The organism is Comamonas sp. SY3 (genome assembly GCF_041730275.1).
Classification (GTDB): domain Bacteria; phylum Pseudomonadota; class Gammaproteobacteria; order Burkholderiales; family Burkholderiaceae_C; genus Comamonas; species Comamonas sediminis.
Genome location: NZ_JBGTYN010000033.1, coordinates 1 through 18,215, shown reverse-complemented (window position 1 = coordinate 18,215; position 18,215 = coordinate 1). Strand labels below are relative to the sequence as shown.

Genomic DNA, 18,215 nt, shown 5'->3' with positions numbered 1-18,215 from the left:
GCATCAGGACTCTCCCAGGTACGCCTTGATCACGCGTTCGTCATTGCGAATGACCTCCGGCACCCCCAGTGCGATCGGCTTGCCATACTCCATCACCAGGATGCGCTCGGACACCCCCATCACCAGGCTCATGTCGTGCTCGATCAGCAGCACGGTCACACCGTACTCCTTGCGCAAGCGGTCGATGAGGTGCTGGAGCTCCACTTTCTCCTGCGGGTTGAGGCCGGCGGCCGGCTCATCGAGCATCAGCAGCTTGGGCTTGGTGATCATGCAACGCGCGATCTCCAGCCGGCGCTGGTGGCCATAGGCCAGGTTGCCCGCTTCGCGGTTGGTGAAGGCACGCAGGCCCATCACATCCAGCCAGTGCGCAGCTTGCTGCTTGGCGTTCTCTTCCGCTTCGCGGTAGGCCTTGGTCTTGAACAGACCCGACAGCAGGTTGCGCTTGATCTGCTGGTGCTGCGCAACCAGCAGGTTTTCCAGCACCGTCATGCCTTTGAACAGGCGCACGTTCTGAAACGTACGCACCACGCCATGGTTGGCGACCTCATGGCTGGCCAGGCCGGCAATCGATTGCCCGCCCAGCGAGACCGTACCAGCCGTCGGCTTGTAGAAGCCGCTGATGCAGTTGAACACCGTGGTCTTTCCCGCACCATTGGGGCCAATGATGGCGAACACCTCCTGCGGCTTGACATCGAGTGCGACCTGGTCGACTGCGAGCAAGCCACCAAAGCGCATGCACAGGCCTTCCACCTTCAAGATGCTTTGACTCATAAACACTTCTCCCTGTTTGCGTTTTCCGTGTTTACGGTCATTGCTTCAACTCTTCGTGGTAGCGCTTCATCGGGAACAAGCCCTGCGGACGCCAGACCATCATCAAGATCATCACCAGGCCGAAAATCAGCATGCGGTATTCCGAGAACTCACGTGCGAGCTCCGGCAGCACCGTGATCAGGATCGCAGCCACGACCACGCCAATCTGCGAGCCCATGCCGCCCAGCACCACGATGGCCAAGATCAGGGCCGACTCGATGAAACTGAACGACTCGGGGCTGACAATGCCTTGCCGCGCTGCAAAAAATGCACCGCCAAAGCCTGCAAACATGGCGCCCAAGGTAAAAGCGGAGAGCTTGATCTTGGTGGGGTTCATGCCCAGCGAACGGCAAGCCACTTCGTCCTCACGCAGTGCTTCCCAGGCGCGGCCGATCGGCATGCGAATCAAGCGGTTACTGATCCACAAGGTGACCAGCGCCAGGCACAGCGCCAGCAGGTAGAGGAAGATCACCATGTGCATGGTGTTGAACTCGATACCCATCAGTTGCTGCAAGGTCTGCGCACCCTCTTGCGAGGCGGTACGCGTCAGCTCAAAGCCGAACAACGTCGGTTTGGGAATGCCCGAGATACCGTCCGGCCCGCCGGTGACATCCACCAGGTTGACCAGCAGCAGGCGAATGATTTCGCCAAAGCCCAAGGTCACGATCGCCAGGTAATCACCACGCAGGCGGAGCACCGGAAAGCCCAGCAGGAAGCCGAACAACGCGGCGGCGGCGCCGGACAGCGGCAACGCTTCCCAGAACGACCAGCCGGCCCAGTGGAACAGCAAGGCATAGGTGTAGGCACCCACCGCGTAGAAGCCGACAAAGCCCAGGTCAAGCAGACCGGCAAAGCCCACCACGATGTTCAGGCCCAGGCCGAGCATCACGTAGATCAGCGCCAAGGTGGCAATGTCCACCGCATTGCGGCCACTGAAAAACGGCCAGGCAATGGCCGCGACAATCACCAGCCACAGCAAGGTCATCCGCATGCGGGTGCTGACCTCGGGCAGGCGCGGCGCCTGCACCCGGGCCATGTGCTTGCCCAGCAAAGGCTTGATCAGCTGCAGCACCAGCACAATGACAAAGCCCCAGATCACCAGGTTCCAGTGCGGCTCGATGTAGTTCTGACCGCCCTTGCGCTCCAGATGCAGTCCGAAAATGGGCATCACCACCAAGGCCGCCAACACGGCCGAGATGATGGCGTTCTTGAAGTTCGCTTTCATCATCAGACCTTCTCCACCTCAGGCTTGCCCAGCAGACCGGTGGGGCGGAACAGCAAAATCAGCACCAGCAGACCAAAAGCAACGATGTCCTTGTATTCCGAAGAGATATAGGCTGCGGCCATGGTCTCGGCCACACCCAGCAGCACGCCGCCCAGCATCGCCCCCGGAATGCTGCCGATACCGCCAAGCACCGCAGCGGTGAAGGCCTTGATACCGGCGACAAAGCCGATGTAGGGGTTGAGCTTGCCGATCGCCAGCGCAATCAGCACACCGCCTACAGCCGCCAGCACCGCCCCCAGGATGAAGGTGAATGACACGACCTTGTTGGTGTCGATGCCCAACAGGTTGGCCATTTGCATGTCTTGCGAGCAGGCGCGCGATGCGCGGCCCATGCGCGAGTGGCGGATGTAGAAGGTCAGCGCGGCCATCAGCACCACCGCCACCACAATGATCAAGATGCGGGTGTAAGGCACAAAGACCTCGAAATCACCCATGTGAAAGTTGAATGCACCGGGCAGCAGCGAGGGCACGGCCATATCGCGTGCGCCCTGCCCCAGGGCTACCCAGTTCTGCAAGAAGATGGACATGCCGATGGCCGAGATCAGCGCCACCAGGCGCGGGCTGCTGCGCAAGGGCTTGTACGCCACCTGTTCCACCACATAGCCGTAAACACCGGTGAGCACCACTGCAACGAGCAGCATCGCACCGATCACCACAAACACCGGCAACCCGCTTTGCGTGCCGATGGCCGACAAGGTCACGAGGCCGATATAGGCCGCAATCATATAAATCTCGCCGTGGGCGAAATTAATCATTCCGATAATTCCATACACCATCGTGTAGCCAATGGCCACGAGCGCGTAGATCGCGCCCAGGGACAGACCATTGAACAACTGCTGTATGAATTGGGGCAAAAAATCGTTCATACCGTACCAACCCAATTCCTTTGGCGCTTGTGGCCGCCAAAATAAAAAAGCATGGCTCTATGTTTTAGAGCCATGCTTTTGTCAAACACTTACTTAGACGCTGGCGACTTGCTGCCATCCTTGTGCCAGTTGAAGACCTGGAAGTCGTAGGACTTCAGGTCGCCCTTGGCATCCCAGGCGAGCTTGCCCAGCGGGGTGTCGAACGTAGCGGTATGCAGGTGCTTGGCCACCTTGGTGCCATCGTTGCCCACGGCCTTGATCGAGTCAGCGATGACCTGCACGGCAGTGTACGAGCCCATCTGGAACGAACCGGAAGGATCGCGCTTCTTGTCCTTGAAGGCCTTGACGATGGCCGCGTTCTTCGGGTTGCCAGCAAAGTCGGCGGGCAGGGTCACCAGCATGCCTTCAACGGCGGGGCCGGCGATCGCATTGATTTCGGGATTGCCCACGCCTTCAGGGCCCATGATACGGACCTTCAGGCCCTGCTCTGCCGATTGGCGCAGCAGCAGTCCCATTTCTGGGTGGTAGCCGCCGTAGTAGACAAAATCCACACCGGCGCTCTTGAGCTTGGTGATCACGGCCGAGTAGTCGCTGTCACCGGCGTTGATACCTTCAAACAGCGCAACATTGATGCCGTCAGCCTTGAGCGTATCGCGCACGGCCGTGGCAATGCCCTGGCCGTAGGATTGCTTGTCATGCAGCACCGCAACCTTCTTGGGCTTGACGGTCTGGGCAATGAACTTGGCAGCAAACGGGCCTTGCTGGTCGTCGCGGCCAATGGTGCGGAAGACCGACGTGAAGTTCTTGCCTTCGGTCAGCGCAGGCGAGGTGGCCGAAGGGGTCACGACGACCACACCTTCATTGTTGTAGATCGGTGCTGCAGCGATGGCTGCGCCCGAGCATACAGGTCCCACCACGTAATGGATCTTCGCATTGACGACGCGGTTGGCGGCCACAGGGCCCTGCTTGGGTTCGCAGGCATCATCAACGATCACTGCTTCAAGCTTGTTGCCATTGATGCCGCCGGCAGCATTGATCTGCTCGAGCGCCGTATCCACACCCTCCTTGACCATGTCACCGTACTGGGTCAGCGGACCCGTCGCAGGAATGACCACGCCGATCTTGATATTTTGAGCCTGGGCTGCGCCAGCGAGCATGCTGCCGGCCAGACCAAATGCAACCACCATCGAGTTGAGGCGAAACGGTACCTTCATATCGGAATCCTTTTTAATCAAGCTATGGATCGCAGACATTGACAATAGAGCAACTATCAAGTGCGATGCGGAGACAGCATATAGGTCTAATAAACTCTCGCAACAGGGATGCCTAGGATTGCCAAATATGTCACTTATGTGCTAGCAAAAAGTGATTTTTGCACCTAATCAGGGCATTAACGGGCATTCATGCACCAATAATGTGCAAAACACCTTTAAAGCCACCGCGCAAGGCGCTCAGACCCTATACATTCTGATGCATTTAGTAGCATCAATCTGAAATGCCCCAAGCGCCTCCTCGGCATCGGTGCCGTCCCGGCTCCCTTGTCTTGCACTGAGCCCAGCGGCCACCGCAAATTTCAGAACCCAGGCAGCTTCGCCGCGAGAGGCAGCATTGTGCGCGAAAAAGATCCCGCCACGCACAAAACCAGGGCTGTGGAAACCCTGATCTGCAGCCAAGACGCGCGCGCCCGTCCATGCACCTCGCCCGCCTCTGTTACATCTAGCCATGGATCACGCTCGGGAGCTGGTGGGGCCGATAGGCATGCCCATCGAAGACCACCGTAAAGCGTTTGATGTCTAAAGGCTTATTGAATGCTCGACCTACACACCATCAGAATGTGCTCATTCATTGGTTCTTTAACCATTGCTAACTCAAGCAAAAACCACTTGCACAATATCAATCAGGGATGGAGAATTGTTCAACATGAAAGAAATTAGGTTGATCAATTCCAAGGGCACCGGCGCAGACAACGCCGCTGCTGCCTCTGCCTGGCTGCCCGATGATGTCCACCATCGCCAGCAATTCCTGCAACTGCTGGAGCAGGCCATTGCCGATGGTGGTCCAGGCACCTACCTGCTGCAGACCCGTGGCCAGCATGTGCTGACCGATATTCTCTATCCCAACCGGGCGTTCTGCGCGCCGGTCTGAGCGCTGGGGGTTGGGTCGCGCGCCTCCGGCTCTCGGGCAAGGCATGCGGCATGCCCTCGTCGCCGCTCAGCCTCATCGGCTGGGCAGGCTGATACTTAGCCGCGATTGCTGGTAGCGCTCAATCACCCAGCACTACGCCCAGGGCGGCCAGCTTCGATGCCATGACATCGCGCCGGCGCTCGGCTTTCTCAGCAGTGGCCATCGCGGCACGCATGGCCTGAGGGCCTTTGAGCGATGCAACACGCACCAGATCCGTTTTCTTGTTGACCTCGGCCACCAGCTTTTGGTAGCTGGCAATCAGGTCCGCATGTTCAGGGGAAGGGCTCACAACAGTTCCTTGTTTTCTACAGCCGCTATTGTCCGGCGAAATGCCGGACTGCCCGTGTTGCTGCGCCATCGGTCATTCCCCGTCCACGGCTGGCCCAGCACCTTCTGTAAGACCATCTCCACGGACCATGTTGCGTGGCGGCCAATTTGCCTGAGCGCCCCCAGGAACCGGTTACAGTGGGGCATAACACCAGGAGGATCCCATGGCCCACAACGCGCAACGCCATCGCTGCCCAGGCCTGCAAGCACATGGAGACCCGCCGCAGGCAGCCCCCTCTCCTTGGCGTTCTCAGCCGACTTAAGCCCCGTTCCCCTTTCGCCGAGATTTCCCTTTGATTGCCGCTGGCAGCTGACCCTGGTCACGTTGTCATGCCCACCGCTTGATTGTTATGAAAACCATCGACGAAATGCTGAGTCTGGACCTGCTTACCCATGACCAACATGGTGAGATCAGCGCATGGATCGACCAGTCCACCACCCCAGAAGAAATTCTGCAGATGCCCCCGCAGCTTTGGCAAGCCATTGAGCGCGCCAGCCTGGCGATGGGCGTCAACGATGATCTTTTACGTCCGCCATCGCTCGATGCGGGAAGCTTGCTGGTGAGCTGAGCTTGTCATAGCGCCTCTCGCGGGCAAGGAAGGCGCTTTCTCAGCGGAGTGCGGCCGCTCGTTGGGCAGGCCTGGGCTGGGTAGGCACCAAGCCCTCTGTCCTGGTTCGCCTCGCTGCATAGCGAGGCGATAGGAGCGCAGTCAAGCTACGTGGAGAGTTCCCACGCCCTCCATATCAATGGGCCCACACCTTACCCCGCCGCCTTGGCAGTTGATATTTGGAGATGCTCAAGCAGGCAACCGGTATAGCTGATTGTCGGCTGAACATGGGCGCGTACGTGAGACCAACTGGCGCCATTCACCGGTGGAGAGCCTGCAGATCCCAGGCTGTCCTTGTTCAGACCTAGGGAATACCCTTTGAGAATCGAGTTGTATAAATCTATAGAATATATCTAATGATTTGCCGGGTTCATGCACCATCCTCCCTCCCTCTCTAGATTTGCATGAACATCCTGAGCGATCAGGAACGGCTTTTCTTCAGCGCCTCAGGCCACCTTCGGGTGGCCTTTTTTTGGCTCGGGAGGTAGCCATTTAGTGAAGATCCCGCCTGTCGCATGTTCATTCGTCGATTACCCGCCCATCGGGCAGCTTGCAGATGCTTCGTTCCCCGATCGCTGAAGACTGGAGATGTGACGTGCCTACATGCTGTGCGCCATATACAGATCAAGGATAGCCATGCCCAGCAGTGGAACAGACGCTGCCGGACGCTTAGCACCGCCGGTCAGCGGCATGAAGGTTGAATTCATATGGATGCGCAAAAACACGCACGTAGAAAGGGCGGCGAGCTTCTGCTGAAAATGTCGGGTGGCGACACCAAACACGGACCACTGCTCGACTGGCCGCTAAACTGCCTCCATCCCAAGCACACAAGGCGTTTTCTATGTTGTCCCGCTTCAAGGTTTCACTCACCTGTATTTTTTTGGTATACGCAGGTCTGGCACACGCCAGCCCTGCATCGCAAGAAGCCTCTGCATACGAGACCTTGAAAATCAAGGCCATGATCTGCAAGGAGGAATATATGATTGGACTGTTGAAGGCTGGCCAGGGCGAAACGACTCTGCAGCAGGCTTACAGCGATTTTCTGGGCTGCAGAGGCGCTGTGTCGAAAGCATCCAAGGAGGTCTATAAAAAGGTGCTCGGCAAAGCCAAGGGAAGCGATGCCAAAAAGGCCCTCAAGGACTACCAGGTGGCCTTCATGACTTTTCTGGACGGCATAGATGCCAAGGCGGGAGAGACAAAATACGACTACTCGCTACGCTTTTCCGCATTGGAAGACAACCTGAGCATGGCCAAGCGGCGCCTGGATCTGGAATTGGAATAAGCGATAGGCATGCCCGCGCTACTGGCAAGCTGGCATATCCGCACCAGTTGCGCACATCTTCAGATGCGTTTGGCTGGATACTCTCACTGCCGCCATCAGCTTGGCAAAGACGGCATTGAATGAAGTGGAACGACTCCGGAACCTTGTTCGCCGCGCACCGGCCCCCATGTGCAGGGTGCTTGCACCTGATAGCTGCATATCGTGTCTGGCCTTAATTCGGAGGCGCTTTGCTCTTGAAGAACACTGCGAGGTGATTGGCGATTCCGGCTTTTGGATCTGGAATATTGCAGCCTCGCGTTGTGCTGTGTAAACGCTGACAGAATCACTATTTTCAGTGATACCAATTGTTACTCAACCTCTCTAAGCTTATAACTCAGCAGCTCATCGCTTAACCGCCCAACCGGGGGTTGCTGAGTTTCAGTTCCACCTTGTTGGATGGCTAGAGATGAATACCAGCACTGCACACCCATTGTTCGATGCGGCCCCTACTCTGCAAGGCTTGCTGCCTCCGCACCTGTGGAGGGTACTGGCAAGAAATGGCATTACCACCATTGAACAGGCAGCCCAGAGCTACCCAGAAAAGCTGCTGCTGATGCCCAGCGTGGGCCCCAGAACCTTTAGAAAAATTGAAGAAAGCCTGTTTCCCGGAAAGCACTATGCGCCGCCCCAGCAGGAAGGTGCCGTGCAGCCTGGTCTGGACCAGACATCCAGGGCCCTCCCCTTTTTCCGTCGCACCCAGAATGCGCTGAGGCGGCACGACCTCAAGTAAGGAAAGCGGGCTGTTGAATGACCGGGAAGCCCAGCCGCCCGGAACCAGCCGCCCATTCAACTGGGGCCCATCCCCAGTGTTCGTGACAACGGAATCTCTGCAGCGTGGGCGTACCCGCGAGGCAGACCGCCGCGCCTACCATCACTCCTCTGCGGCTTTCAGCGTATCGCCCAGCCACAACCGGGGACCAGCACCCCGTTTGCCAATATAGTCCGCCTGGTTGAACACGTGGCAGACCTTCATCGACAGGCAGCCACAGCCGATGCAGTTCTCCAGACTTTTGCGCAGATGCGTCAGTTCCTGAATGCGCTCATCCACCCGCGCCATCCACGTCTTCGACAGGCCACGCCATTCCTCCCCAGAGGGCGCATGGTGCTTGGGCAGGCCCTCCAATTGCGACGCGATCTCCTCGAGCTGAAATCCCAGCCGCTGCGCGAACACGATATAGGCCACCCGGCGCAGAGCTGAACGCCGGTAACGGCGATGCCCCGAAGCGCTTCGCACCGATTCGATCAAGCCCAGTGACTCGTAGTAACGCAGCGCCGACGCGTTGACGCCGCTGCGCTTTGCGATATTTCCGATGGGCAGCAGTTCATCATCCCCAGGAGTCATGGTGCTTCTTCCTTTTCGCTTGACTTAAAGTTAACTTTAACTTGAAGAATCCGCTCCGGCGATGACGAGGGAAATTTTTTCTCGCAAGTCATTGAGCCCTTCTGCGTCCCCGTCGCTTGCCGCTCAGGACGGTAGACGCCCGAGTCTTCAAGAAAAGGAATTCCAATATGAGATCAGAGATCTGCCCGCAGGCGACTGCTGCTGGCACAGGTCCTGCGATGGCATCTGCCGTGCGCGTGATCATGCTATCCCTTGCATTGTCCGCCGCACTCACAGCCTGTGGACCCCCAAAGCCACCAGAGGACAGCAGTGCGCCGGGCGAACCAGCGCCCGCCGCCGTCACGACTGCCACGGTACGCGCTGAGCCGGTACAGCTGTGGAACCAGTTCAACGGCCGGATTGCTGCTCAGGAAACCGTGGAAATCCGCTCCCGCGTGGCAGGCTACATCGAACATGTCCATTTCCGCGAGGGGCAGCCTGTGCGCAAAGGCCAGTTGCTGTTCAGCATCGATGCCCGCCCCTATCGGGCCTCGCTGGCGAGCGCACAAGCACAACTGCAGCGTGCCAAAGCGGCGACGGAATTGGCTGCCACGCAGGACCGGCGTGCACGCGACTTGGTGGCGGACCGCGCCATCGCTGCTGAAGAAGCCGATAACCGCGCTGGAACTCTGGCCCAAGCCCGAGCCCAGGTAGCGGCTGCCGAAGCTGCGGTGGCAGCCGCACAACTGGATCTGGGCTTCACCGAAGTCCGTGCCCCCATTGCGGGCATAGCCGGACGCGCGCTGCTGACCACCGGCAACCTTGCGCGCGCGGACGACAGTGTCCTGGTGACCGTGGTTTCTCAAAATCCGGTGTATGTGAATTTCGATGCCGATGAGCAAAGCCTGCTGCGCGGCATGCAAAACAGCAGCGCGGCCCCGAGCGATGCGATGGTGCGTGTCGGCCTGGTCAGCGATGAAGGCTTTCCGCACACGGGCCGCGTGGGCTTCACCGACAACCGGCTGGATCCGCAGACGGGCACGGTGGCACTGCGCGCCACGTTGAATAACGACCAAGGACTGTTCAAGCCGGGCATGTTTGCGCGGGTGCAAATGCAGGAGCGCAGCACGGTAACCGCCGTACTGATTGACGACAAGGCAGTGCTTACCGACCAGAGCCGCAAATACGTCTATGTCGTGGACGCTGCCCAGCGTGCACAAAGGCGCGATCTGCAGTTGGGGAGGATGGTGGACGGCAGACGCATCGTCGAGTCGGGGCTTGCGCCCGGCGAGCAATTGGTGGTGGCAGGCATGCAGCGCATTTTTTACCCCGGCATGCCATTGGCGCCCCAGAGGTTGGACAGCCAAGCTGCGGGCGCCGCGCTGCCGGAAACGCAAAAACCCGCCCAGAAAGCGCAGCCATGAGCAAAGGACACATGGACTTCTCCAAATTCTTCATCGACCGGCCCATCTTCGCGATCGTGCTGTCGGTCATCATGTTCGCCGTAGGACTGATTGCGATTCCTCAGCTGCCGTCCGGCGAATACCCCGAAGTCGTTCCCCCCAGCGTGGTCGTGCGTGCGACCTACCCCGGCGCCAACCCCAAGGAAATCGCCGAATCAGTGGCAGTGCCGCTGGAAGAGGCCATCAATGGCGTCGAAGGGCTGATGTACATGAAGTCCGTCGCGGCCTCGGATGGGAGCCTGCAGGTGGTGTCCACCTTCCGCCCGGGCACCGACCCCGACGCCGCTGCGGTGCGGGTGCAAAACCGGGTGAGCCAGGCCCAAAGCCGCCTGCCCGAAGAGGTGCGCCAGTACGGAATCACCACGCAAAAGCAATCGGCCACGCCGCTGATGTATGTCGGCCTCGTCTCCACGACTGGCAGCCTCGACACGCTGTATCTGCGCAATTACGTCACCTTGCGCGTCAAGGATGAACTCGCGCGCCTCCCCGGCATCGGCGACGTGGGCGTCTACGGCGCTGGTGACTATGCGATGCGCATATGGTTGGATCCAGACAAGGTCGCAGCCCGCCAGCTGACCACCGACCAGGTCATTGCCGCCGTGCGCGAACAGAACGTCCAGGTATCAGCGGGCCAGCTCGGCGCCGAGCCCAGTGGCCGCGCCACGGACACCTTGCTGTCCATCAACGTGCAAGGCCGTCTGCAGAGCGAAGAGGAGTTCGGCAGCATTGTGCTGAAGACAGGCGCCGATGGGCAACTGGTGCGCCTGTCCGATGTGGCCCGGCTGGAGCTGGGTGCCAGCGACTACACACTGCGAGCCTCTCTGGATAACAAACCCATGGCAGCCATCGGTATCTTTCTGACACCGGGCGCCAATGCGCTGGGCGTGGCCCAAGAGGTGTACAAGACGCTGGACCGCTTGTCCGGCGACCTGCCGCCCGGCACCGCGTTCAAGTACCTGTGGGACCCGACCGTCTTTGTGCGGGATTCGATCACGGCGGTACAGCACACGTTGATCGAAGCCGTGGTCCTGGTCGTCCTGGTGGTCATTGTCTTTCTGCAGACCTGGCGCGCCTCCATCATCCCGCTTCTCGCGGTGCCGGTATCGATTGTCGGCACCTTTGCCTGGCTGTACCTGCTGGGCTACTCGATCAATACCCTGACCTTGTTTGGACTGGTGCTGGCGATCGGGATCGTTGTCGACGACGCCATCGTCGTGGTCGAGAATGTGGAACGCTTCATCGGAAAAGGCCACAGCCCGCGCGATGCCGCGCACCTGGCCATGCAGGAGGTGTCAGGCCCCATCATCGCCATTGCGCTGGTGCTGTGCGCCGTGTTTGTGCCCATGGCGTTTCTCGATGGCATCACCGGCCAGTTCTACAAGCAGTTCGCGGTGACGATTGCCATCTCGACCGTCATCTCGGCCATCAATTCGCTCACCTTGTCGCCCGCCCTTGCGGCCAAGCTGCTGCAGGGCCACGGCGCGCGCAAAGACTGGCTGGCGCGCAGCATGGACACGGGGCTGGGCTGGTTCTTCAGGCGCTTCAACCGCCTGTTCGACCGCAGCGCGCAGCGCTATGAACATGCGGTGGCGCGCTCATTCCAGGGGCGCGGGCTGGTGTTTGCCATCTACCTGGCGCTGCTGGGTGCCACCGCCCTGCTGTTCAACCAGGTGCCCGGTGGCTTTATCCCGATGCAGGACAAGCTTTACCTGTTTGCCGGCGCCAAATTACCCGAGGGCGCATCGCTGCAACGCACCGATGCAGTGACGCAAGAACTCACGCGCCACGCCCTGGCCATCGACGGGGTGGAATCGGTGCCCGCCTTTGCCGGAATGAATGCGCTGCAGGGAACCAATACACCCAATCTCACCAGCGCCTATGTGATCCTCAAGCCTTTTGCGGAGCGCCAGCGCAGCGCGACGGAGATCAGCAATGCGCTCAACCAAAAGCTCGCGGGCATGGAGGGCGGCTATGGCTATGCGCTGATGCCGCCGCCGATCCAGGGTTTGGGCAATGGATCGGGCTATTCGCTGTTTCTGAAAGACCGCGCCGGCCTGGGCTACGCAGCCCTGCAGCAAGCGCTGGGAGCGTTTCAGGCAGAGATTGCCAAGACCCCGGGCATGCACTACCCCGTCAGCGCCTACCAGTCCAATATTCCGCAGCTCGACGTGAAGGTGGATCGCACCAAGGCGAAAGCCCAGGGCGTCGCCTTGAGCGACCTATTCCAGACCCTGCAGGCCTACCTGGGTTCGGTCTACGTGAATGACTTCAATGCGCTGGGCCGCGTCTACCGCGTCGTGCTGCAGGCCGATGCCAGCCACCGCCAGACGGCAGAGGACATCGGAAAACTGCAGACGCGCAACAACCGGGGCGATATGGTGCCGCTGGCCTCCATGGTGTCCATCGTACCCAGCTACGGGCCCGATCCGGTTTTGCGCTACAACGGCTTTCCGGCTGCCGACCTCATCGGTGATGCCGATCCTGCCGTTCTGTCATCGTCCGAGACACTGCTGAAGCTGCGTGACATTGCGGACAAGACCTTGCCACCGGGCATTGAACTGGCCTGGACGGACATGAGCTACCAGCAAGTCGAGCAAAGCCATGCCGCAGCCGTCGTATTCACCCTGGCAGTGATGCTGGTGTTCCTGGTGCTTGCCGCGCTGTACGAGAGCTGGACCATGCCGTTGGCCGTGATTCTGATCGTACCTGTCTGCATTTGTGCGGCGCTGTTTGGCGTCTGGCTGTCAGGCGGCGATAACAATGTCTTTGTCCAGGTGGGCCTGGTGGTGCTGATGGGCCTGGCCTGCAAGAACGCCATCCTCATTGTGGAATTCGCCCGCGAACGCGAGATGCAAGGCGCAAGCACCTGGGATGCCGCACGCGAAGCATGCAGGCTCCGCCTGCGCCCCATCGTCATGACATCCATTGCCTTCATTGCCGGTGCCGTGCCGCTGCTGATCGGCCAGGGCGCTGGCGCGGAAGTACGCGCTGCCACTGGCATTACTGTCTTCTCCGGCATGCTGGGTGTCACGCTCTTTGGGCTGTTCCTCACGCCGGTGTTCTATGTCACCTTGCGCAAGCTCAGTGGCACCCAGCTGCATACACCCGACACTGCAGAGGCATTGAAGCCCGGCCGTGCAGCACCTGCAATCGCCAAGGAGCTGGCACATGACTAAATACTTCCATCTGCGAAGCATCGCTGCCGCCTGCTGCATCAGCCTGTCAGGCTGCAGCGCAGTAGGACCCGATTTTCATTCGCCGCTTGCAGAAGACAGCCTGCCCACCCGGTTTGCACAGCAGCATAGGTCTGCGCAGGCAGACGCGGCTCCATTGCTTTCCACCGATATCCACGATGCCCCATTCTGGAGCCAGTTTGGCGACCCGTTACTCACGCAGCTGGTACAGCAAGCGCTGCAGAACAACAACGACCTGGGTGCGGCGCTGGCAAGGCTCCAGTCGGCGGAGGCGCTTTTCAGGCAATCAGGAATGGATCGCTTCCCCACGGTCACGATGAACGCCGAGGGCCGGCAGCAAAAGCGCAGTGCTGCGCAAACCAGCCCGGGGCAGCGGTCGGCTCGCCTCTACAGCAGTGCCATCACCGCGCAATGGGAGCTGGATTTTCTGGGGCGCATCTCGCGGTCGGTGGAGGCAGCGCAGGCCAGCATGCAAGCGACGCAAGCCGATGTCGCGGGACTGCAAATCATCATCGCAGCACAGGTGGCAGACGCCTACACCCAATTGCGCGGCGCCCAGCTGCGCCTGCAGATTGCACAGGCTGCTGAGAAAAACCAGCTTGGCACCCTGCGGCTGGTCGAGCGGCGCTTGCAGGCAGGAAGCAGCACCGATCTGGATGCCGCCCGTGCGAGGGCTCAGTGGCTGAACACGCAGGCGCGGGTTCCCGGATGGCAGACGCAGATGGCGGTTCAACAGCATCGCCTGGCGGTGCTGCTGGGTCTTTCGCCGGATCGCTTGTCGGCTCAGCTCTCCAACACAGCTGCGTTGCCAGCCATGCCACCCGCAGTGGACCCGGGGGTGCCCGCTCATCTGCTGCGGCGCAGGCCTGACATCGCTGCAGCAGAATTGCGCCTCCATGCCGCCACAGCACGCATTGGTGTTGCGACAGCGGACTTGTTCCCCCGCCTCTCGTTGGGCGCTGTGCTGGGCAGCACCACGCTGGCCGGCCGCCATCTCTTTGCGGGTGACACGATGCAAAGCACTGCCTTTCTCGGCATCGACTGGTCGTTCCTGGATGTGGGCCGCGTGCGCGCCCGCATTGCAACGAGCCAGGCAGATGCCGCCGAGGCCCTGTCGCTGTACCAGCAAAGTGTGCTGCAGGCGTTGGAAGAAACCGAGAACGCGTTGGCAACGGTGCATCGCAACAGCAACGAGCTCAGCGCTTTGAAGGACGCGCAGGCCGAAAGGGACCGGGCTGAGCAGCTGGTCCAGCGCATGTACCGAGGCGGCTTCATCAGCCTGTACGAAGTGCTGGATGCCCAGCGTGAGCAGCTGGCAGCGCAGGATGCCCGAGCCCAAAGCCAGATCTCTGGCGTACGTTCGAGCATTGCGCTGTACAAGGCACTGGCAGGTGGGTGGACTGGGCTGCCGCAGCCAGCAGAGACACTCGCCGTTCAATGACGGTGAGACGGGGCATGTGGACGCTGGGATCCCGCAGCACAGTGCCCTGTCTCCGCCATGACCGGCCATGGAAACATGCGGATGACATGGCGCGGTTACGCTTGAACGGAATCCATGAAACACGCGGCAGCAGAAATACCCGTTGCAAAAGCTCAAGCCACTAGACCGGAAGCGATGAACTCAGGCCAACGGTTTAGTTTCAAAGAGTTACATACAGCTTCACAGGAGAGACAAACTCCCACCCAGATGCTTGCTTACGATCGTCGCAAGTCATTGGCATTGCTGACGAATCAGCCCTTTGCAGAGATCCCTCCCGCCCGTACCCTGCGGGCATTTAAGCCATCCTAGCCGGTGGCTTTTTTTTCTGTCTGAGTGCGTGCGCAGCTGCAAAGCCAACCGACAGATTGCGGAATATTCCCTGAGATCACGGACCAACAGACAAGAAAAAAGCCCCTGCGCGATTTGCGCAAGGGCTTGATTCAAATAACCAATGTTTGGTGGGTCCTGCGAGATTCGAACTCGCGACCAACGGATTAAAAGTCCGCTGACAAGTACCGCTTTAGCCATACAGGTCAATAGACAAAACTATACAAAACAACGCTCTACGCTTTCACGTCAATAAAGCACCCAGATTCTCAACGACTGAAAATTTACGACAGCGGCTACACGGCGGCTACATCAAGCCGTAGAATTGAGGTCTAGCAGACTATTTTGTAACCATTTATGTCACGACCGTCCCGCTCAGCTCCTGTGGATGCCAGCGCGCCAATCGCACTCACCGCCAGCGTGATTGAACGCTTTCAATTGCCGCCAGGTAGCACACAAGCCTTTCTCCGCGACTCGCTGGTGCCCGGCCTCAAAGTTCGTGTCACGAAGACCGGATTCAAGGCTTTCATCTTTGAGCGCAAAGTTGGGCAAAAGACCACCCGCCGCGCAATAGGCAGCGTGCTGGTGTTGACCATCGATGAGGCGCGGGAGAAAGCTCGCGAAGCTCGGCTCTCGATGGACGCCGGGACAGATATTCTGGGCGAACAGAAAGCTCAAGCACGGCGTGAACTGTCCGCGCCAGCACCCAAAACCTGCCCCATGGTCGGCGAGATTTGGACACGATACATCGCCGACCGGAAAGCGCATTGGGGGGAAAGACACCTCAAGGATCACGAAACATTAATGGGTGCGGGCGGAAAAGAATCTACCCGCGGTACTGGCGGTAAAGGAATTACTGTGCCCGGCGTTCTCTTCTCGTTGGCTTCATATAAGCTGGATACCCTGACCCCGAAAATAGTAGAAGCTTGGGCTAAGGAGGAAGCGGCGACGAGGGCTACGCAAGCACGTCTTGGCCGTCGTCTGTTGCGCGCATTTTTAAATTGGTGCAAAGAACAAGAAGACCTAGAGCCATTTCTGCCCGTTGGGGATGTGGTCGGTACAAAGCGAGTAAAAGACGCGCTGGGCAAAGCAAGAGCTAAAAGAGATGCGCTAATGCGTGAGCAGCTTAAATCCTGGTTTGGTGAAGTTAGGGCTTTGGACAATAGAACCCAATCCGTTTATCTCCAAACGTTATTAATAACTGGCGCGCGACCAAACGAGATTTTGGATATGAAATGGGCCGATATCGATTGGCGCTGGGGGAAATTAACGATTAGGGATAAGGTAGAACACAGTCGAAATATCCCATTGACCGAATATTTGGGCACACAGATAAAAAGTCTTTCCCGTGCAGGTGAGTACGTATTTACCAGTACCCGTATTCCTGGACAAAAGATGTCGTCACCTGCGAAAGCGCATCGCAATTGCTGCCGCGCGGCGCGCATCACCCCCGTGTCGCTGCAGGGGCTGCGCCGCAGCTTCAAGAGTCTGACCGAGTGGCTGGAGATCCCGACTGGGGTTGTCGCCCAGATTCAAGGTCACAAGCCCAGCGCCACGGCAGAGAAGCACTACACCGTTCGGCCGCTAGACCTGTTGCGGGTGCACCACCAGCGCATCGAGTCCTGGATCCTTGAGCAAGCCGCGATCCTCCCGGCTGATGAAAACCCGAATTTGCAACATAAAATGTAGCGTTTGCTAAATTTTAGTGTACTATTCGGTACATGCTTAGCAATTGCCAAGCGCAACCGGAGTAGTACACATGCAACTTTTCACCCCGCTGGATCAGGTGTCGACGCCTACGGTTCCCACCGACGCCGCAGCGCACTATCTCAACCGTAAACCCCAAACGTTGCTGGCCTGGGCCTGTGGCAAGCGCGCCGGCCCAATTCAGCCCGTGCGCGTAAACGGCCGTCTGGCATGGCCCGTGGACAAGATCCGCAAAGTTCTGACGGGTAGCTAAAACATGGCTGCCCGTCAAAACTGGTCGTCGGCGCAAATTGACACCTTGCGCGCCCTATACCCCGACCAAACCGCAGCTGTCGTGTCTCACTCCTTGGGGATTCCCACCAGAGCCATTTACCAAAAGGCAAAAGCGTTGGGATTGCGGAAATCTGAGGCCTTCAATGCCAGCATCAACTCTGGCCGTATAGCTCGGGGCCGAACAGACCCGCGCATGGTCGCAACGCAAATAAAGCCTGGTGCCACGCCATGGAACAAAGGCCTAGCGGGATCTACGGGGCTTCACCCAAATTGTCGGGCGACGCAATTTAAGAAGGGGGACATGCAGGGCGCCGCGCAGCACAACTATGTGCCTATTGGAACCGTCCGACTGACCAAGGACGGATACCTTGAGCGAAAAGTTACTGACGACCCCAACATTTACCCAGCGCGTCGATGGATCGCACTGCACCGCTTGCTCTGGGAAGCATCACACGGACCAATCCCGCCTGGCCACATCGTGATCTTTAAGGCCGGGCAAAAAACAGCGATTGAAGCGGATCTGACCATTGATCGGCTCGAGTGCATCTCGCGTGGCGAAAACGCTAAACGCAATCACCCTCGCAGCAAATCGCCCGAGCTCGCCAAGCTGGTTCAGCTCAAAGGAGCGATCACGCGTCAAGTCAACCGCCTTATCAAGGAAAGCCAGCCATGAGCAATACACCACACATCACGGAGGTGCGCCAAGCATTGCTGTCCACCTTGAGCGACCTACGCAATCGAGACAACCCCATGGACATCGACCGAGCAAAGGCTGTGGCGCATGTTGCTTCTGTACTGGTTGAAACCGCAAAGGTCGAGGTGGATTTTCTGCGGGTCACCGGCTCCGACCGTTCGGAGTTCCTGGCGCCACCACAAGAAGAACAAAGGCTGCCCCAGCCAAGCAATGAACCCACCGCACACAACCCCTTTCCTGTCAGCGCTTCGCATCGCCTGAATGGCTGATCGCGGCCCATATGGAGCATCCCATGTCCAATGAAAACAACTCTTCCGCTCCCCTCAAGACTGCCGAGGGGGCTGAACATCCGCAC

General features: G+C 59.1%; 18 protein-coding genes and 1 pseudogene. 11 read left to right on the top strand and 8 right to left on the bottom strand.

Going from position 1 to position 18,215, the window contains the following annotated elements; translation table 11 throughout:
- Window positions 1–3: 3 nt before the first annotated feature.
- The 4 genes from livG to ACCQ08_RS24550 form a co-directional block, all read right to left on the bottom strand.
- Window positions 4–771 (bottom strand): high-affinity branched-chain amino acid ABC transporter ATP-binding protein LivG, encoded by a 768-nt coding sequence (gene livG / locus ACCQ08_RS24565; protein ID WP_239812234.1) that lies wholly within the window; start codon window positions 769–771, stop codon window positions 4–6.
- Between the two features lie 37 nt (window positions 772–808).
- Complete coding sequence (locus ACCQ08_RS24560; protein WP_373451227.1) at window positions 809–2,038, bottom strand: high-affinity branched-chain amino acid ABC transporter permease LivM; 1,230 nt, start codon at window positions 2,036–2,038, stop codon at window positions 809–811.
- Complete coding sequence (gene livH / locus ACCQ08_RS24555; protein ID WP_116927424.1) at window positions 2,038–2,961, bottom strand: high-affinity branched-chain amino acid ABC transporter permease LivH; 924 nt, start codon at window positions 2,959–2,961, stop codon at window positions 2,038–2,040. The genes ACCQ08_RS24560 and livH overlap by 1 nt, the downstream gene beginning before the upstream one ends.
- 89 nt (window positions 2,962–3,050) lie before the next feature.
- The gene (locus tag ACCQ08_RS24550) at window positions 3,051–4,175 is read right to left on the bottom strand and encodes a branched-chain amino acid ABC transporter substrate-binding protein (protein WP_239812235.1); all 1,125 of its coding nucleotides are present in this window, start codon (window positions 4,173–4,175) and stop codon (window positions 3,051–3,053) included.
- A 706-nt stretch (window positions 4,176–4,881) separates the two neighbouring features.
- Here ACCQ08_RS24550 and ACCQ08_RS24545 point away from each other — a divergent pair.
- Window positions 4,882–5,106: a hypothetical protein gene (locus ACCQ08_RS24545; RefSeq protein WP_239812236.1), complete on the top strand. Its 225-nt coding sequence runs from the start codon at window positions 4,882–4,884 to the stop codon at window positions 5,104–5,106.
- 118 nt (window positions 5,107–5,224) lie between these two features.
- On the opposite strand, the gene ACCQ08_RS24540 is transcribed toward ACCQ08_RS24545, so the two are convergent.
- Window positions 5,225–5,434: a hypothetical protein gene (locus tag ACCQ08_RS24540; RefSeq protein ID WP_239812237.1), complete on the bottom strand. Its 210-nt coding sequence runs from the start codon at window positions 5,432–5,434 to the stop codon at window positions 5,225–5,227.
- A 388-nt stretch (window positions 5,435–5,822) separates the two neighbouring features.
- Here ACCQ08_RS24540 and ACCQ08_RS24535 point away from each other — a divergent pair, with 388 nt between their 5' ends.
- Window positions 5,823–6,041 carry a hypothetical protein gene (locus ACCQ08_RS24535; protein ID WP_239812238.1) on the top strand — a complete coding sequence of 73 codons (219 nt, stop codon included), beginning with the start codon at window positions 5,823–5,825 and terminating at the stop codon, window positions 6,039–6,041.
- Between the two features lie 558 nt (window positions 6,042–6,599).
- On the opposite strand, the pseudogene ACCQ08_RS24530 reads toward ACCQ08_RS24535, so the two are convergent.
- Together ACCQ08_RS24530 and ACCQ08_RS24525 are read right to left on the bottom strand one after the other, a co-directional pair.
- Window positions 6,600–6,656, bottom strand: a pseudogene (locus ACCQ08_RS24530) (hypothetical protein); the annotation flags it as partial.
- A 23-nt stretch (window positions 6,657–6,679) separates the two neighbouring features.
- Window positions 6,680–6,862 (bottom strand): hypothetical protein, encoded by a 183-nt coding sequence (locus ACCQ08_RS24525; protein WP_373451226.1) that lies wholly within the window; start codon window positions 6,860–6,862, stop codon window positions 6,680–6,682.
- 59 nt (window positions 6,863–6,921) lie between these two features.
- Between ACCQ08_RS24525 and ACCQ08_RS24520 the strand changes: the two genes are divergently transcribed.
- Together ACCQ08_RS24520 and ACCQ08_RS24515 are read left to right on the top strand one after the other, a co-directional pair.
- Window positions 6,922–7,362, top strand: a complete 441-nt coding sequence (locus ACCQ08_RS24520) for a hypothetical protein (RefSeq protein WP_312451289.1) — start codon at window positions 6,922–6,924, stop codon at window positions 7,360–7,362.
- Between the two features lie 445 nt (window positions 7,363–7,807).
- The gene (locus ACCQ08_RS24515) at window positions 7,808–8,131 is read left to right on the top strand and encodes a helix-hairpin-helix domain-containing protein (RefSeq protein ID WP_239812241.1); all 324 of its coding nucleotides are present in this window, start codon (window positions 7,808–7,810) and stop codon (window positions 8,129–8,131) included.
- A gap of 141 nt (window positions 8,132–8,272) precedes the next feature.
- Here ACCQ08_RS24515 and soxR read toward each other — a convergent pair whose 3' ends face one another.
- Window positions 8,273–8,743: a redox-sensitive transcriptional activator SoxR gene (soxR, locus tag ACCQ08_RS24510; RefSeq protein WP_312451286.1), complete on the bottom strand. Its 471-nt coding sequence runs from the start codon at window positions 8,741–8,743 to the stop codon at window positions 8,273–8,275.
- Window positions 8,744–8,961: 218 nt separating this feature from the next.
- Between soxR and ACCQ08_RS24505 the strand changes: the two genes are divergently transcribed.
- The 7 genes from ACCQ08_RS24505 (at window position 8,962) to ACCQ08_RS24475 (ending at window position 18,129) form a co-directional block, all read left to right on the top strand.
- Window positions 8,962–10,146, top strand: coding sequence for an efflux RND transporter periplasmic adaptor subunit (locus tag ACCQ08_RS24505; RefSeq protein WP_373451233.1), 1,185 nt, complete (start codon window positions 8,962–8,964; stop codon window positions 10,144–10,146).
- Between the two features lie 11 nt (window positions 10,147–10,157).
- Window positions 10,158–13,361 (top strand): efflux RND transporter permease subunit, encoded by a 3,204-nt coding sequence (locus ACCQ08_RS24500; protein WP_373451232.1) that lies wholly within the window; start codon window positions 10,158–10,160, stop codon window positions 13,359–13,361.
- Window positions 13,354–14,820 (top strand): efflux transporter outer membrane subunit, encoded by a 1,467-nt coding sequence (locus tag ACCQ08_RS24495; RefSeq protein WP_373451225.1) that lies wholly within the window; start codon window positions 13,354–13,356, stop codon window positions 14,818–14,820. The genes ACCQ08_RS24500 and ACCQ08_RS24495 overlap by 8 nt, the downstream gene beginning before the upstream one ends.
- Before the next feature lie 786 nt (window positions 14,821–15,606).
- Complete coding sequence (locus tag ACCQ08_RS24490) at window positions 15,607–16,875, top strand: tyrosine-type recombinase/integrase (protein ID WP_373451224.1); 1,269 nt, start codon at window positions 15,607–15,609, stop codon at window positions 16,873–16,875.
- Window positions 16,876–16,945: 70 nt separating this feature from the next.
- Window positions 16,946–17,146, top strand: a complete 201-nt coding sequence (locus ACCQ08_RS24485) for a hypothetical protein (RefSeq protein WP_373451223.1) — start codon at window positions 16,946–16,948, stop codon at window positions 17,144–17,146.
- A 321-nt stretch (window positions 17,147–17,467) separates the two neighbouring features.
- Window positions 17,468–17,839, top strand: a complete 372-nt coding sequence (locus ACCQ08_RS24480; protein ID WP_373451222.1) for an HNH endonuclease signature motif containing protein — start codon at window positions 17,468–17,470, stop codon at window positions 17,837–17,839.
- A complete protein-coding gene (locus ACCQ08_RS24475) occupies window positions 17,836–18,129 on the top strand; it encodes a hypothetical protein (RefSeq protein WP_373451221.1) in 294 nt (97 codons plus the stop codon). Before ACCQ08_RS24480 ends, ACCQ08_RS24475 begins: the two co-directional genes overlap by 4 nt.
- Window positions 18,130–18,215: the final 86 nt, after the last annotated feature.